This window comes from Listeria monocytogenes (genome assembly GCF_900187225.1).
Classification (GTDB): Bacteria; Bacillota; Bacilli; order Lactobacillales; family Listeriaceae; genus Listeria; species Listeria monocytogenes.
Genome location: NZ_LT906436.1, coordinates 2,126,203 through 2,141,057, shown reverse-complemented (window position 1 = coordinate 2,141,057; position 14,855 = coordinate 2,126,203). Strand labels below are relative to the sequence as shown.

The following is a 14,855-nucleotide window of genomic DNA, read 5'->3' as shown; positions in this document are numbered from 1 at the left end:
ATACACGGAAATAAGTGCTGGAGCTGTTTTTAATCACTTTTTTTCTGTCAAGTTGTTCTTTTTTATAGTAAAATGGTAACTATAATATGTATATTAATGGAGGCAATTAACACATGAGTGATTTATTTACTACAATCAAAGGACAAGTTACTGGGAAAAACGTGCGCATCGTACTACCTGAAGGAACAGATGAACGTATTGTTGGAGCAGCTGCACGTCTGCAAAAAGAAAATATCGTAAAACCAATTTTGCTTGGAAACAAAGCTGAAATTGAAGCAAAAGCAAAAGAAATTGGCGTTTCTGTTGAAGGAATCGCTATTCATGAACCTGCGACCGATCCACTTTTTGATGAATTAGTGGCTGCATTTGTAGAACGTCGTAAAGGTAAAGCAACAGAAGAAGCTGCGCGTAAAATGCTAGTTGATCCAAACTATTTCGGCACAATGCTTGTATACACAGGAAAAGCAGAAGGTCTTGTAAGTGGTGCGGCTCACTCTACTGGTGACACGGTTCGCCCTGCCCTACAAATTATTAAAACAAAACCAGGCGTAAGTAAAGTTGCTGGCGCGATGATCATGGTTCGCGGTGAAGAACGCTACTTATTCAGCGATGTAGCTATCAATATTGCACCAGTTGCAGCAGACTTAGCGGAAAACGCGATTGTTAGTGCCGAAACAGCAGAAATCTTCGGCATTGACCCGCGTGTCGCAATGCTAAGTTTCTCTACAAAAGGTTCTGCAAAATCCGATGAAACAGAAAAAGTCGTAGAAGCAACTGCTCTTGCAAAAGAAAAAGCACCTGAATTAACGCTTGATGGTGAATTCCAATTTGACGCAGCATTTGTTCCAACTGTTGCGGAGAAAAAAGCACCAGGATCCGTTATCAAAGGGGACGCAAATGTATTTATCTTCCCAAGCTTAGAAGCAGGAAACATTGGCTACAAAATTGCCCAACGTTTAGGTAACTTTGAAGCAGTTGGACCAATTTTACAAGGCTTAAATGCACCAGTTAATGATTTATCTCGTGGTTGTAATACAGATGACGTTTATAACTTAACGTTAATTACAGCAGCGCAAGCAGTGAATAAATAATCAGTTTTTAAATAAAGCTATTAGAAAAAAGAGAAGACAAATTTTGTCTTCTCTTTTTTTTAGATGAATGGAGGAAATTTTTCCTTAATGAGTAGCGGAACGAGAAAGTTATTTACTTCACATTCATATTTTTGACATATTTTAAAGACTATAATTTAAAAATTTTATCAATTACCTCTTTCCTCTATGCTATACTAAATGGACATACAGCGGTAGAATTGGTTGATGATTTCATTTGGAATTCGAATACCTAAGTGTCCAATTTTGGTAGACAGGTTAAAGTGTCTACTTCAAGAGAACGCTCTATTTGCTTGTGCTAAATTAAATATAAAAAGAGAGGATTGTAGAAAATGGACGAGAATTTAGTCCGCTGGTTGTCTCTATCAGGTGTTGCTTTATTTGTAATTTTAGCAGTACTGTTAGCAAACAGAATAAATCGGCAGCGAAGACAGAAGCTTCAACAAGAATTTGAGAACAAGTTTTCCATGTTTAAAGTGTATTTTAATCATTCCAATGCGACTCCTCAGGAATTGAACGATCCTATACTTACATTGAAAAGAAGCAAAGGCGGGCGGTTTATCTTGCCTGTATTTATATGTATTATTGCTTTTATTATTGGCTACTTTTATAGAGGCGGCTCTTTCAATGGCAAATTAATCGTGCTAGCAATTTTAGCTTTATGGTTCGTTTGGTCTGTTTTAAATGCTACAAAGTACGTAAAAGTATATAAAAATGCCATAGTTCACGGTAGCTTAATCACAAAGAAAATTAATTGGTTGCATCGTATCGATTCTATTGAAGCGAAATTATATGATTACAACGGGGTTATGGACGCTAGACAAGCACAAGTATACCGAGTGTATGAAGTGAAACGCGGTAACAAAGTAGTGTTTGATATTTGGGAGACGCAGTTTGCTAGTGCCAGATTAATTGAAAAATGCTTTGATACCGAAAATCCTTTTGTTCAGGAGATTCAAGAAAGTTTTGATTCAGGTAATTCACATTATAGGGAGGACTTCTAATGATTCAAAATACTGGGGAATTAATGATGTATATCGGGGGTGCACTAGTTTTAGTTTATCCTCTTGGCGTACTTATCATCAACATTCTGCGTTCATCAACTAAAGGGAGATTTCGCCCTACAAGCACGATGGGGATTGTTTTAGGCCTTTGTGTAGTAGCTGGAGCTGTACTTATCTTTGTAGGAGATTCTTATCGAAAAGATATTAGTAAGGATGTCATGGTTTCTTACTATGAAAAAAATATTCCTTATGAAGATTTGACGAAAGCACAAAGAAAAAATATTGATGCTTCGGTGATTAATATTAGTAAAATGAACAAGGCGGGCGAAGATGTATCCAAGTATGTTCCTGCTTTAGAGAAATATATGTACGAATCTTACATTGCAGACGGAATTTCGGAAAAAGATGCGAAATCATATATGGAATCTTTTTTGAAATAAATAGAAAAACATCGAAAATCATCAATTTGATTTTCGATGTTTTTTTTATAGAATTTTTTCTAAGAAATACCGCATCCAACGATTGTCATTTGTAAGCTCAGGATGAAATGCAGTTACAAGAATATTCGCTTGTTTAGCAGCGACGATTTTTCCGTCAATTGTTGCTAATACAGTTACTTCATCACTTGGTTCTATTAAGTAGGGTGCGCGGATGAAAATTGCTTCAAAAGGAGGAGCATCAAAAACATCTACACTTAACTCGGCTTCAAAACTTTCTTTCTGACGGCCAAAACCATTACGAATTGCTGTAGCGTCAAGTAATCCAAGGCTTTCTTCGCCACCTTCAATTTCTTTTGACAATAGCACAAGTCCGGCACAAGTACCAAAGATAGCTTTACCTTCCTTGGCAAATGCTTTAACTGGTTCCATTAAATCATAACGTTTCATAATCTTGCGCATCGTTGTGCTTTCACCACCAGGTAAAACAAGACCGTCAAGCCTAGCTAAATCAGTTGAATGCTTTACTTTAAATGCAAGAGCACCGGCTGATTCAATCATTTGGATATGTTCATCCACTGCACCTTGAATTGCAAGGACACCAATTTTTTTCATATTAAAAACTCCGATCTTGCATTCTGTCTTCTGGGTTAAGGCGAGACATTTCGATTCCTTTCATCGGGGAACCTAGCTCTTTGGAAAGTTTTCCGATTAATTCATAGTCTGTGTAGTAGGTAGTGGCTTGAACAATCGCACTGGCAAATTTGGCAGGGTTATCGGATTTGAAAATACCTGATCCAACGAAAACACCGTCTGCTCCAAGTTCCATCATTAGTGCGGCATCAGCGGGAGTTGCAACACCACCAGCAGCAAAATTAACGACCGGAAGTTTGCCGAGTGTTTTAATTTCTTTGATTAATTCATATGGAGCACCGAAGTTTTTAGCAGCAACCATTAACTCATCATCCGTCATTCCCGCGATTTGGCGGATTTGACCGTTTACTTGGCGCATATGACGAACAGCTTCGACGATATTACCAGTTCCAGGTTCTCCTTTTGTACGGAGCATGGCAGCACCTTCACCGATACGGCGGAGCGCTTCACCGATATCTCGGCAACCACATACGAAAGGAACGGTGAAATCTGATTTTAATAAATGGAATTCATCATCGGCGGGAGTTAATACTTCACTTTCGTCAATATAATCCACGCCCATTGCTTCAAGGACGCGAGCTTCTGTAATATGACCAATACGTGCTTTTGCCATTACGGGAATAGAGACAGCGTTCATTACTTCTTCGACAATGCGAGGATCGGCCATACGAGCGACACCACCAGCTGCGCGAATATCAGAAGGAACCCGTTCAAGCGCCATAACTGCAACAGCACCAGCTTCTTCAGCGATTTTTGCTTGTTCAGCATTAACAACGTCCATAATGACGCCGCCTTTTTGCATTTGTGCCATACCACGTTTTACACGATCTGTACCAACTTTTTTCTCCATAGTAACAACCTCCATCAAAGTTAATTGAAATTACCTGACTATTATGATAAGCTAAAAGCCATTTCGTAAAAACAGCCAATTGGATGTTGTTTTCTCCATCCAATTTATATAGGAGGAATGAACGGATGTGGCGACTAACTGGAAATTCGAGTTTACCGATTTACTTACAAATTGTTGATTTAATCGAAACGAAAATTATGAATGGTGAACTTTTGCCAGAAGAAAAATTGCCTCCAGAAAGACAGTTGGCGGAGATGTTTGGTGTGAATCGTTCGACGGTTGTGCGAGCGCTCGATGAACTGACGGCGCGGGCTGTTATCATTCGCAAACAAGGTAGTGGAACAACGGTTAATGCGGAAAAATGGGGACTTTTTGCGGGGCAGTCAACCAATTGGCGGCATTATTTAACGCAAGGTGGTTTTACGCCAGCAGTTCCTTATATTCGCCAAGCGGGAGTAATGGAACGTGCCAATTCGGATAACGTGATTGATGCTGCAAGCGGGGAATTACCGCTTGAAATGACGCCGAAAATGGAAACACCGAGTCTTTCCTGGCAGTCTTTTATTGCTGAAGAACAACAGGAGGACGAAGCTGGCTACAAACCACTGCGTGAAACGATTCAAAAGCAGATGAAAGAAGCTTATGGCTTACAAACGCGATCTGAACAAATTTTCATTACATCGGGTGCACAACAAGCGCTCTTTTTAATTACACAATGTTTATTAAAACCGGGGGATGCTGTGGCAATTGAGTCACCGTCATACTTTTATTCGCTATCGTTGTTTCAGTCAGCCGGCTTGCGGATTTTTGCGTTACCAATGGATGAAGACGGCGTGGTTATTTCGGAATTACGTGATTTATATCATAAACATCGCGTAAAAATGGTCTTTGTTAATCCAACATTTCAAAATCCAACTGGACTAGTGATGAGTTTGAAACGACGAAAAGAACTCGTGAAAATTTGTGCTCATTTGCAAATCCCTATTGTAGAGGATGATCCATTTTCAGAACTGGGTGCGCTGGATAACCAAATTCCGGCACCGCTGAAACGATTGGATACAGATAATGTTTTATATATTGGATCGCTCTCAAAGATCATGGGATCTACTACACGAATTGGTTGGCTGATTGGTCCGACAGCAGTTATTGAACGGCTTGCACTTGCCAGACAAGAGATGGATTTTGGTTTAAGCATTTTCCCGCAAGTACTAGCAAATAGTGTTTTAAATACGGCCGGTTACAAGGCACATTTGCTGCAATTGCACCACGTATTGGAACAGCGTCGAGATGATCTAATCGAAGCATTCGAAGCCATTTTACCGAGTGAAGTAACATTTATTAAGCCAAAAGGTGGTTTTCATTTATGGGTGAAATTGCCAGTCGAATTTCGTTCGGTTCGTGATTTCGATATATTTTTAGCGAATGATCTGCTCGTGATGCCGGGATTTTTATTTGGTGTAAAAGAAGCTGTTATTCGCGTAACTTATGCACGTCTTGAAAAGAAGGAAGCGAGACGTGTAGCTGAAATAATAAAACAAATATTAGTATCAAAAAAGTGCGAGGAAGCGTGATTTAACGCTATCTCGCACTTTTTTGATATTCCCCTAAAAATCCTTCTCCTCTATAATAGAAAGTAATCCTAAAATATAACTCATCACAATAACTCTTTCTTCCAAAAGCGAATTTGTGATGAATCATCATTTTTATGTAAGGGTTATCATTTACTATTAATGTAAGGGAGGGGAAAGTAGATGGAACAGAATTGTAAGGAATTAATTACTTATCTGCTCTTGAATCGACAAGTGAATCTTAGAAATGTTTCCAAGAATTTTAAAGTATCAAAAGAAGCAATTGGCGCACAGATTACACAAATAAACCATCTACTAAAGTCAGAACCAATTTTGATTGACCATGACATGATTTTTGTTACAGATGTATGTAGGGAAGCTTGTTACCGGCTTTTAACTGCGGAAGAACAACAGCTGTTTTCGTTTTATGAGGTAAATATTCGTCGCAAACTTATCATGATTAAATTACTGCTACATAATCATTATATGTCACTCGGCGCGCTTGCGGACTATGTTTATGTAAGTAAAAACACCATGCTTACAGATGTTAAAAGTATCAAAGAGAGTCTGCATGAGTTTGAAATTCAGCTCGATTACTCGCGGAAAGATGGCTACGCTGTTTCTGGTTCAGAATTTCTGATTCGTAATTTACTAGCAGAACTCATTCGCGAAGTCGTTCAGACCCCATACGGAAAATTCGTACTTGATGAAAAGAAGCTGATTACTGTGAGCGAAGTATTTTTACTAAAAAAACGGCTTGAAAAGGTTGAAAGTAAGCTTCAAATTACCTTTACAGATGAGCAGATGGAAGAATTGCCCTATATTCTCCACGGCATCATCAAACGATCCAAAGTAACAAACAAGAAATGGACATTTAAAATTGAAATGTATGACATCAAAAATACCCGTGAGTTCCCGATAATGAAAGAAATGTTTTGGGGTTATGATTTTTTAAGTGAAAACGATTTGTTGTACTTATCGTTACAAGTCCTCGCTTCGAACTTAGTCGAGTCGGTGCTTCATTTCTCAGACAGTGAAGAAATCGCCTACGCAGTCGACGAGTTCATTCGTTTACTAGAAATGTATTTTGCGACGGAAATCATGAAGAAAAATGAATTTAAAGAAAAAGTAATTTTACATGTCAGACCAGCAATTTACCGGACGATTCTAGGATTTCAAATCAATAATCCACTTAAAAAACAGTTTATTAAAGAATATACCCCGACATTTAACATTGTAGAAAAAGCCTCCAAACCTTTTGAAAAATTGGTTGGTCACAAGTGGTCAGAAGAGGAAATTGTGTATCTTTCGATGATAGTTCTTGGGTGGATGTATCAAATCGAGGAAACGGAACAGCCGATTTTCCGCGCAGTCGTCCTTTGTAAAAGTGGTACATCCATTTCTAAATTACTGCTAGAAAACTTGAAAATGATGTTTCCGAATATTGATTTTCAAGGTGCTTATGCGGTGCGGCAATTAAATACGGTCGCCCGCGATATTGATTTTATTTTTACGACTGTTCCAGTTCAAAGCGACGCCACCATTTTTGTAATTCCGTCGATTTTAAGTAAAGACAGCCGACAAATCCTTAGAGAACAAGTTGATAAAGCTATTGAAATGGACAGTCATAAGAAAACCAAAGAACTACTCGCTATGCTAAAAGATGAAATCCCCGAAGAAAATATTCGATTAGTGCAAGCCAAAGTAGAGTCATTTTTTAACAAAAAAGAGCAGCCTGTGGAGAAAAAAGAACCAGAACAAATGCGAATTACGGAAGAGCAGGTTCACTTCTTAGAAATGCCACTTGAGTGGGAGCAACTGGTTTCGGCGGCGTTTGCACCAATGTTAGAACGAGGAACGGTGGATGCTAGTTACATTCATACTTGTGAAGAAATATTCTATCAAAATTATGAGCAGATGATGATTGGGCCGAATATTTATTTGCCACATGCCAAACCCGCAAACGGGGTAATTGAGCAAGATATTCAGTTGATGATAATGAAAGCGAACACAAAAACCCCTGAGGATGAAGCGGTCAAAATCATGATTGCCTTAGCACCATCTGAACAAAACAAACATATACCATTATTACTAAAATTGAACGAAATTTTCTTGAAGCCTGAGAAATTAGTGGGAATTCTCGCTTCTACTAACAAAAAGAAAATCGTTGAAATCCTTGAAAGGGGGTGAGCGTCGCGTGGATTACCATGATTTGTTTCAAAAAGAGTTAACCCTGATAAATTCAAGATACGAGAGTCAGGCAGAACTTTTTGAATACACGAGTAAGATATTAGAGAAAGAGCAGTATGTAGAGCCGACTTTTAGAGAAGCGGTAACAAGCCGAGAAGTAGTTTTTCCTACTGGACTCGAGATGAATGGCATCAAAATCGCAATTCCTCATACAGACACGATTTATGTAAAACGTCCTTTTGTACTCGTAAATAAACTTTCTACACCGATTCCTTTTGTTCAAATGGGAACGGTAGATAAGTGGATTGATGTCGAAGTAATTTTCATGTTAGGAATCAAAAATCCCCAAGATCAAGTTCCACTGCTTTCAAGTATCATGGAAAAATTTATGGAAGCAGACTTTGTGGAACAAATAAAAGAAATAAATGATAGCAATACTTTATGTGATTTCCTAAAAAAACAATTTGGAGAGTGATTACAATGAAAAAAGTTATCGTAGCATGTGGATCAGGTGTAGCAACAAGTCAAACAGTGGCATCAAAAGTAGAACGTATTTTAAAAGAAAAAGGGGTTCGCGCAACAGTAGAAGCAGTGGATATTAAGTCTTTAGAGCAACATATTAAGACAAGTGATGTATATGTGGCAATTACAAAAGCAAATAAAGAATTCGATATTCCAACATTGAATGGTATTGCTTTCTTAACAGGCATGGGCATGGACGAAGAAACAGAAAAATTACTTAACGCCTTAAAATAAACCAGATAAAACAGGGAGCGTGAAAAAATGGAGTCATTACAATCAGTTATACAGTTTATTTTGAACCTTGGAGCTGCCGTTTTTGTTCCAGCACTAATGATTATTATTGGTCTAATTGTACGAATGAAAGTAAGAGATGCAGTGAGTGCGGGGATTATTCTAGGGGTAGCTTTCCTTGGAATGAATATCGTTATTGGCTTTATGATTGAAGCATTAACGCCAGCTGCACAAGGACTTGCTGAAAGAACAGGGATTAATTTAAGCATCTTAGATGGAGGATGGACATCAATGGCAACACTTGCTTGGGCATGGCCATTTGCCTTCTTGATGTTCCCGCTACAACTTGGTATTAACGCCATTATGCTCGTTATCAATAAAACGAAAACCTTGAACGTCGATCTATGGAACGTTTGGGGCAAAATTTTAACAGCCGTACTTATTATCGGTGTAACACAAAATGTTTACTTAGCATTTATTGTTGCCGGAATTCAAATTGTTACAGAACTAATTCTATGTGATGCTAACCAACGTCAAATTCAAGAGTTAAATGGAATTCCAGGTGTAACCGTTTCTCACGGCATGATGATTTTCTGTATTTTCTTAATGCCGCTTGACTGGTTACTGAAAAAAATTCCAGCACTTCGGAAAGATATGGATGCCAATGCGTTAAAAGATAAAATTGGTATTTTTGCAGAAAACCATGTGATGGGCTTTATAATCGGTGGACTTCTAGGGGTTGCTGCTGGTTATGATGTAGCTAAAACACTGATGCTAGCCATGCAAGCTGCTGCAGCATTAACCCTTTTCCCGATGGTTGCAAAACTATTTATGCAAGCTCTTTCACCACTATCTGATGGTATTTCTGAGTTCATGAAACGTAAATTTAAAAACCGTGAATTGTTTATTGGCTTAGATTGGCCGATTTTAGCGGGATGTAGTGAAGTGTGGGTAGCGATCGTTCTGATGGTTCCAGTTACACTTATTTTCGCGCTTATTTTACCAGGAAATGGCGTATTACCGTTTGCCGGAATATTAAATATTTCCTTGTGTGCACCGGCGCTAATTGTAACTGGTGGGAACTTAATCCGCATGATTATTCTTGGAACAATTACAACACCAATTTTCTTATATGTATCTACTTTCTTCGCTGGAACTATTACGGATTTAGCGCATTCAACCGGCGCAATTTCGCTAAAAGCTGGGCAACAAATTACATGGAGTACGCTTGAATATCCAGTGTTCCGTTATATCTTTGCTGAAGCAAGTCAGTTCACTATTTTAGGATTTATTTTTGTCGCAATTTGGGTAGTATTACTAGTATTTTACGTGAAAATGATGAAAAAACGAACAATTGAACTAGAAAAAGCTAGCTCTTAAGAAATAGGAGTGATGAGATGATTTACACGATAACATTAAATCCAGCCATTGACCGGTTGCTTTTTATTCAAGGAGAGTTGGAAAAAAGGAAGACTAATCGTGTCAAAAAAACGGAATTTGATTGCGGGGGAAAGGGGCTTCATGTTTCAGGAGTATTATCGAAATTCGGAATTAAAAATGAAGCACTTGGAATTGCGGGATCAGACAATCTCGACAAACTATATGCCATTCTAAAAGAAAAACATATCAACCATGATTTCCTTGTAGAAGCTGGAACTTCCACAAGAGAATGCTTCGTCGTCTTGAGTGATGACACGAATGGCAGCACGATGATACCAGAAGCTGGTTTTACCGTAAGTCAGACCAACAAAGTGAACCTTTTAAAACAAATCGCTAAAAAAGTTAAAAAAGAGGATATGGTGGTGATTGCTGGATCCCCGCCTCCTCATTATACATTATCTGATTTTAAAGAACTACTAAGAACTGTCAAAGCAACAGGCGCGTTTCTCGGATGTGATAATTCTGGTGAATATTTAAACTTAGCGGTCGAAATGGGTGTTGATTTCATTAAACCAAATGAAGATGAAGTCATTGCTATTTTGGATGAGAAGACCAATTCACTAGAAGAAAATGTCCGCAAATTAGCCGAAAAAATCCCCTATCTGGTCGTTTCGCTTGGAGCAAAAGGGTCAATTTGCGCGCATAATGGCAAATTGTATCAAGTTATTCCACCAAAAGTTCAGGAACGAAATGATACCGGGGCTGGCGATGTGTTTGTTGGGGCATTTATTGCAGGACTTGCGATGAATATGCCGATTACAGAAACGTTAAAAGTCGCGACAGGTTGTTCCGCTAGCAAAGTCATGCAACAAGACAGTTCGAGCTTTGATTTAGAAGCTGCTGGAAAACTCAAGAATCAAGTAAGTATTATACAATTGGAGGAGAGATAATATGTTATACCAAAAAGAACGTGAAGATTTAGCGAAAATAGTGAAGACAATGTTTGACCGTTTTGAAACGAATGCAGCTGGAGGAAATGTAAGTGTGCGCATGAATAGTGAGCACATTATTATGACACCTACACTTATGAGTCAAGCAAAACTTTGCGATCTTTCCCCATATGAAATCCTTGTAGTGGATAATAACAATGAAGTAGTGGAAGGAGACGGAAGAGTTACTAGAGAAATTAACTTACACCGTGCTTGTTACGTAGAAAATCCAAATATCGGCTGTGTTCTTCATGCTCATCCGAAAGAATCGATGTTATTTGCAACACTTGGTATGGAGTTACCGAATTTAACAGAAGCAACGCAAAAAATCGGTCAAATTCCAACCCTTGCTTTTGCGCCAGCGACTAGTTCCGAACTTGCGGAAATCGTTCGTAAACACGTTATCGAGCTAGGGGATAAAGCCGTTCCAAGTGCAAGCTTATTAAATAAACATGGTATTGTCGTATTAGATACATCACTTCATAAAGCATACGACATGCTAGAGCGTATTGAATACAATGCCTACATTGCTGAAAAAGCGTTAGTATTCGATGCTTTAGGTATAAAAAAATTAGCTCATGACCGCGAATTAAATTATAATTTGGAGGAGTAACTAATGGAAAAATTCCTTTTTAATGCAACGTTATTTGCCAGTGCTTTACTACTGATGGTCGGTATATTTAAAAGCTCTATTCCAATTACCGCCATTTCTCTCGTGTTAGCAGTTGTTTCGCAACATTTCTTTCGAAAAAAATATCCTAAACAAACTCGTAGCTATCGCGAAATAGTCGCGGCAAAGCAGAAAAAAGGATGAAAAAAGGGATGAAAATCTAGTTGTAGATTTTCATCCCTTTTTATTATAGTTGAGAACGTTGTGATTTTTTCGGTCGAACGTATAATCCTAGCTTTTCTTGTTCCCTCGTTAACGAAACGAATAAGGAAACAATCATTAAGATGATGACGATAGAAAACGGAAAGGCTGCTATAATCGACGCATTTTGAAGCGCTGTCAGTCCGCCTGCATAGAGTAGCACACTTGCTATTCCCGCTTGGAGTAATCCCCATGTTACTTTGACGGAGTTCGGTGGATTTAAAGATCCGCCCGTCGTTTGCATACCGAGAACAAATGTGGCTGAGTCAGCTGAAGTAATAAAGAAGACTGCAATTAAAATCATCGCAACAATCGATAACATCATGCCACCTGGGAATTCATTAAAGACCCCAAAGAGTACCTGTTCTGTCGCTAAACTTGAAAGACCAGAATTACCATGTTGTTCGACAAAAATCGCCGAACCGCCAAATACGGCAAACCAAAACACACTGACTAAAGCGGGAAGCACGATTACACCAAGTAAGAATTGGCGAATCGTTCTACCGCGTGAAATTCTGGCAATGAAAATTCCGACGAACGGTGACCAAGAAAGCCACCAAGCCCAATAAAAAATAGTCCATGAGTCAATCCATTTTCGTGCATCAGGCGCATCAGGTGCTGTCTGAAAACTCATTTGGATGATATTTTGTAAGTAGTCACCAAATGAATTGGTGAAGTTATTCATAATGAATAGAGTAGGTCCAAGAATAAGTGTTAAAACTAATAAAACACCAGCAACATAAATATTTACATTACTTAAAAGCTGAATCCCTTTATCAAGTCCGGACATAGCCGATAACATAAATAAAATAGTGACAATAACAATAATCGTAAATTGGACAGTAAAATTGTTTGGAACGCCAAACAAGTATGTAAGACCACCATTAATTTGTTGAGCGCCAAGACCGAGTGTCGTTGCAACACCGATGACTGTCGCAAAAACAGCAATGATATCAATCAATTGTCCAATAGGACCTTTCGCATGTTTGCCTAAAATGGGGTATAGTGTGGCGCTTATTAAGCCAGGTGCATTTTTCCTGAATTTGAAGTAAGCTAATGCTAAAGCGACAATCGCATAAATCGACCAAGCAGAAATTCCCCAGTGGAAGAATGAATAACGAAGCGCATCTTTCATAGCTGCTTGCGTGCCAACTTCACCTCCGGGAGCTTGGACCGCATAATGAGATAACGGCTCAGCTGCACCCCAGAAAACGAGGCCAATTCCCATTCCAGCACTAAACAACATCGCAAACCAAGATTTATTACTATAACCAGGTTCTTCACCCGGTTTTCCGAGTCGAATCGAGCCAATCGGACTTAAAACTAAAAACAAGCAGAAGATAATAATAATCGCTACAACGATTAAATAATACCAACCAAAATTACTTGTTAGAAATTTTTGGATATGGTTTGTAAAAGTCTCAAATTGCTCTGGCAAAAAAGCCCCAAATAAAACTGCTAATAAAACTAGAAAACCCGATCCCCAAAAGACATTTGTTAATTTTTTCAATACATCACTTCCCTTTATTTTCTCTGTATGTATTTCCCCATGTTAGCAAAAAGGTAACATTCTTTTTAATAGTAACAAAAAAAGTAGTGCTCTGACAAATCAGCTAAGAGGAAAAAGGGGGAGAAATCAGCAAAAAACTGGAACGCCATTCAGCATCCCAGTTAGTTTTACAAAGTTTTTTTCGCGTTTTCGAGAGCGACTTTAATTTGATCAAATCCAGTTCCGCCATACGAATTTCTTTTTTGCACGGCAGTTTTGGAAGAAAGCACCACGTAAATATCTTCCTCAATAAGTGGATTTATTTCCTGATAGTGGTTAAGCGCTACATCTTGCAAATAAATCCCGTTTTGCGTACATTCTAGTACTAATTTTCCAACGATTTCATGCGCTTCTCTAAATGGAACACCTTTTTTCGCTAAATAATCTGCTAGTTCTGTCGCATTGGAAAAATCTTTTTGCGTAGATTCTTCCATTATTTCTGTATTGACCTTCATCGTTTCAATCATTCCCGCGAATATATCTAAGCTTGTCTGAACCGTCTCAAGCGTATCAAACATGCCTTCCTTATCTTCTTGTAAATCTTTATTATAAGCGAGCGGCAACCCTTTTAAAACCGTTAGCATGCCGAAAAGGTTTCCGTAAACCCGACCAGTTTTTCCGCGAATTAACTCGGCCATATCTGGGTTTTTCTTTTGCGGCATAATCGAACTTCCTGTCGAAAAAGCGTCCGTTAATTCGACAAATTGAAACTCATGACTCGTCCAAAGTATCAATTCCTCACAAAAACGCGATAAATGCATCATCAAGATAGAACTGTTACTAAGAAACTCAATAATAAAATCACGATCACTCACGCCGTCCAAACTATTTTCATAGACAGCAGAAAAGCCAAGTAATTCGGCGCTATAAGCCCGGTCAATTGGAAATGTCGTCCCAGCAAGCGCTGCAGAACCGAGCGGTGAAATATCAATCCGCTTGACACTTTCTTCCAAACGCTCCAAATCCCGCGTAAACATTCCAAAGTAAGCAAGCAAATGATGGGCAAAAGACAGGGGCTGAGCGTGTTGTAAATGTGTATAGCCAGGCATAATTGTTTCAACATGCAACTCTGCTTTTTGAACAAGCACTACACGTAAATGTTTTAGCGACTGAATAATTTCCGCCACGGCTTGTTTTAAATATAAATGCATGTCTGTCGCAACTTGATCATTTCGACTACGCGCCGTATGAAGTTTTCCAGCAACAGAACCAATTTCCTCGTGCAATAGTTTTTCAATATTTAGATGAATATCTTCGTTAACAGTGCTGAATTCGAGCTCACCAAACGCTAATTTTTCTTGGAGAATTTTTAATCCGGCTGTAATTTCTGCTGCTTCTGAATCAGGAATGATCCCGCATTTGCCGAGCATGGCGACGTGCGCTAAGCTACCCGCCAAATCTTCTTTTGCCATTTTTTGATCAAAAGAAATCGAAGCTCCAAAATCATCAATCCATGCTTCACTTTTCCCTTGAAAACGTCCGCCCCATAGTTTTTCCATTT

The 14,855-nt window shown here is 38.7% G+C and carries 15 protein-coding genes; 11 read left to right on the top strand and 4 right to left on the bottom strand.

Annotated elements, in window-relative coordinates; genetic code table 11:
- Positions 1–113 precede the first annotated feature (113 nt).
- The 3 genes from pta (at position 114) to CKV70_RS10825 (ending at position 2,553) form a co-directional block, all read left to right on the top strand.
- Entirely contained in the window at positions 114–1,091 is a 978-nt protein-coding gene (pta, locus tag CKV70_RS10835) for a phosphate acetyltransferase (protein WP_003722362.1), read from the top strand.
- Between the two features lie 350 nt (positions 1,092–1,441).
- Complete coding sequence (locus CKV70_RS10830) at positions 1,442–2,113, top strand: hypothetical protein (protein WP_003722361.1); 672 nt, start codon at positions 1,442–1,444, stop codon at positions 2,111–2,113.
- Positions 2,113–2,553, top strand: coding sequence for a hypothetical protein (locus CKV70_RS10825; RefSeq protein WP_009926224.1), 441 nt, complete (start codon positions 2,113–2,115; stop codon positions 2,551–2,553). Before CKV70_RS10830 ends, CKV70_RS10825 begins: the two co-directional genes overlap by 1 nt.
- 45 nt (positions 2,554–2,598) lie before the next feature.
- Here CKV70_RS10825 and pdxT read toward each other — a convergent pair whose 3' ends face one another.
- Both pdxT and pdxS read right to left on the bottom strand, forming a co-directional pair.
- A complete protein-coding gene (gene pdxT, locus CKV70_RS10820) occupies positions 2,599–3,165 on the bottom strand; it encodes a pyridoxal 5'-phosphate synthase glutaminase subunit PdxT (protein ID WP_014601015.1) in 567 nt (188 codons plus the stop codon).
- A 1-nt stretch (position 3,166) separates the two neighbouring features.
- Complete coding sequence (gene pdxS, locus CKV70_RS10815; RefSeq protein ID WP_003722358.1) at positions 3,167–4,054, bottom strand: pyridoxal 5'-phosphate synthase lyase subunit PdxS; 888 nt, start codon at positions 4,052–4,054, stop codon at positions 3,167–3,169.
- Between the two features lie 125 nt (positions 4,055–4,179).
- Here pdxS and CKV70_RS10805 point away from each other — a divergent pair, with 125 nt between their 5' ends.
- From CKV70_RS10805 to CKV70_RS10770, 8 genes are all read left to right on the top strand, one after another.
- Complete coding sequence (locus CKV70_RS10805) at positions 4,180–5,625, top strand: aminotransferase-like domain-containing protein (protein WP_009925710.1); 1,446 nt, start codon at positions 4,180–4,182, stop codon at positions 5,623–5,625.
- A 180-nt stretch (positions 5,626–5,805) separates the two neighbouring features.
- A complete protein-coding gene (locus tag CKV70_RS10800; protein WP_031695679.1) occupies positions 5,806–7,812 on the top strand; it encodes a BglG family transcription antiterminator in 2,007 nt (668 codons plus the stop codon).
- 7 nt (positions 7,813–7,819) lie between these two features.
- The gene (locus tag CKV70_RS10795) at positions 7,820–8,287 is read left to right on the top strand and encodes a PTS sugar transporter subunit IIA (protein ID WP_003722355.1); all 468 of its coding nucleotides are present in this window, start codon (positions 7,820–7,822) and stop codon (positions 8,285–8,287) included.
- Positions 8,288–8,292: 5 nt separating this feature from the next.
- The gene (locus CKV70_RS10790) at positions 8,293–8,568 is read left to right on the top strand and encodes a PTS sugar transporter subunit IIB (RefSeq protein WP_003722354.1); all 276 of its coding nucleotides are present in this window, start codon (positions 8,293–8,295) and stop codon (positions 8,566–8,568) included.
- A gap of 27 nt (positions 8,569–8,595) precedes the next feature.
- A complete protein-coding gene (locus CKV70_RS10785) occupies positions 8,596–9,945 on the top strand; it encodes a PTS galactitol transporter subunit IIC (protein ID WP_003731941.1) in 1,350 nt (449 codons plus the stop codon).
- Positions 9,946–9,962: 17 nt separating this feature from the next.
- Positions 9,963–10,895, top strand: a complete 933-nt coding sequence (locus CKV70_RS10780; protein WP_010989895.1) for a 1-phosphofructokinase — start codon at positions 9,963–9,965, stop codon at positions 10,893–10,895.
- Position 10,896: 1 nt separating this feature from the next.
- Complete coding sequence (locus CKV70_RS10775) at positions 10,897–11,547, top strand: class II aldolase/adducin family protein (RefSeq protein WP_010989894.1); 651 nt, start codon at positions 10,897–10,899, stop codon at positions 11,545–11,547.
- Between the two features lie 3 nt (positions 11,548–11,550).
- A complete protein-coding gene (locus CKV70_RS10770; RefSeq protein WP_003722350.1) occupies positions 11,551–11,748 on the top strand; it encodes a hypothetical protein in 198 nt (65 codons plus the stop codon).
- Between the two features lie 43 nt (positions 11,749–11,791).
- On the opposite strand, the gene betL is transcribed toward CKV70_RS10770, so the two are convergent.
- Together betL and argH are read right to left on the bottom strand one after the other, a co-directional pair.
- The gene (betL, locus tag CKV70_RS10765) at positions 11,792–13,315 is read right to left on the bottom strand and encodes a BCCT family glycine betaine transporter BetL (protein WP_003731943.1); all 1,524 of its coding nucleotides are present in this window, start codon (positions 13,313–13,315) and stop codon (positions 11,792–11,794) included.
- A gap of 167 nt (positions 13,316–13,482) precedes the next feature.
- Positions 13,483–14,853: an argininosuccinate lyase gene (argH, locus tag CKV70_RS10760; RefSeq protein ID WP_014601013.1), complete on the bottom strand. Its 1,371-nt coding sequence runs from the start codon at positions 14,851–14,853 to the stop codon at positions 13,483–13,485.
- Positions 14,854–14,855: the final 2 nt, after the last annotated feature.

What these genes read in the sequence shown, in the direction of transcription:
- pdxT (WP_014601015.1), bottom strand. Translation starts at nt 3,165, where the DNA reads ATGAAAAAAATTGGTGTCCTTGCAATTCAAGGTGCAGTGGATGAACAT.
- CKV70_RS10825 (WP_009926224.1), top strand. Translation starts at nt 2,113, where the DNA reads ATGATTCAAAATACTGGGGAATTAATGATGTATATCGGGGGTGCACTA.
- CKV70_RS10790 (WP_003722354.1), top strand. Translation starts at nt 8,293, where the DNA reads ATGAAAAAAGTTATCGTAGCATGTGGATCAGGTGTAGCAACAAGTCAA.
- pdxS (WP_003722358.1), bottom strand. Translation starts at nt 4,054, where the DNA reads ATGGAGAAAAAAGTTGGTACAGATCGTGTAAAACGTGGTATGGCACAA.
- CKV70_RS10780 (WP_010989895.1), top strand. Translation starts at nt 9,963, where the DNA reads ATGATTTACACGATAACATTAAATCCAGCCATTGACCGGTTGCTTTTT.
- CKV70_RS10770 (WP_003722350.1), top strand. Translation starts at nt 11,551, where the DNA reads ATGGAAAAATTCCTTTTTAATGCAACGTTATTTGCCAGTGCTTTACTA.
- CKV70_RS10805 (WP_009925710.1), top strand. Translation starts at nt 4,180, where the DNA reads ATGTGGCGACTAACTGGAAATTCGAGTTTACCGATTTACTTACAAATT.
- CKV70_RS10800 (WP_031695679.1), top strand. Translation starts at nt 5,806, where the DNA reads ATGGAACAGAATTGTAAGGAATTAATTACTTATCTGCTCTTGAATCGA.
- CKV70_RS10775 (WP_010989894.1), top strand. Translation starts at nt 10,897, where the DNA reads ATGTTATACCAAAAAGAACGTGAAGATTTAGCGAAAATAGTGAAGACA.
- pta (WP_003722362.1), top strand. Translation starts at nt 114, where the DNA reads ATGAGTGATTTATTTACTACAATCAAAGGACAAGTTACTGGGAAAAAC.
- CKV70_RS10785 (WP_003731941.1), top strand. Translation starts at nt 8,596, where the DNA reads ATGGAGTCATTACAATCAGTTATACAGTTTATTTTGAACCTTGGAGCT.
- CKV70_RS10830 (WP_003722361.1), top strand. Translation starts at nt 1,442, where the DNA reads ATGGACGAGAATTTAGTCCGCTGGTTGTCTCTATCAGGTGTTGCTTTA.
- argH (WP_014601013.1), bottom strand. Translation starts at nt 14,853, where the DNA reads ATGGAAAAACTATGGGGCGGACGTTTTCAAGGGAAAAGTGAAGCATGG.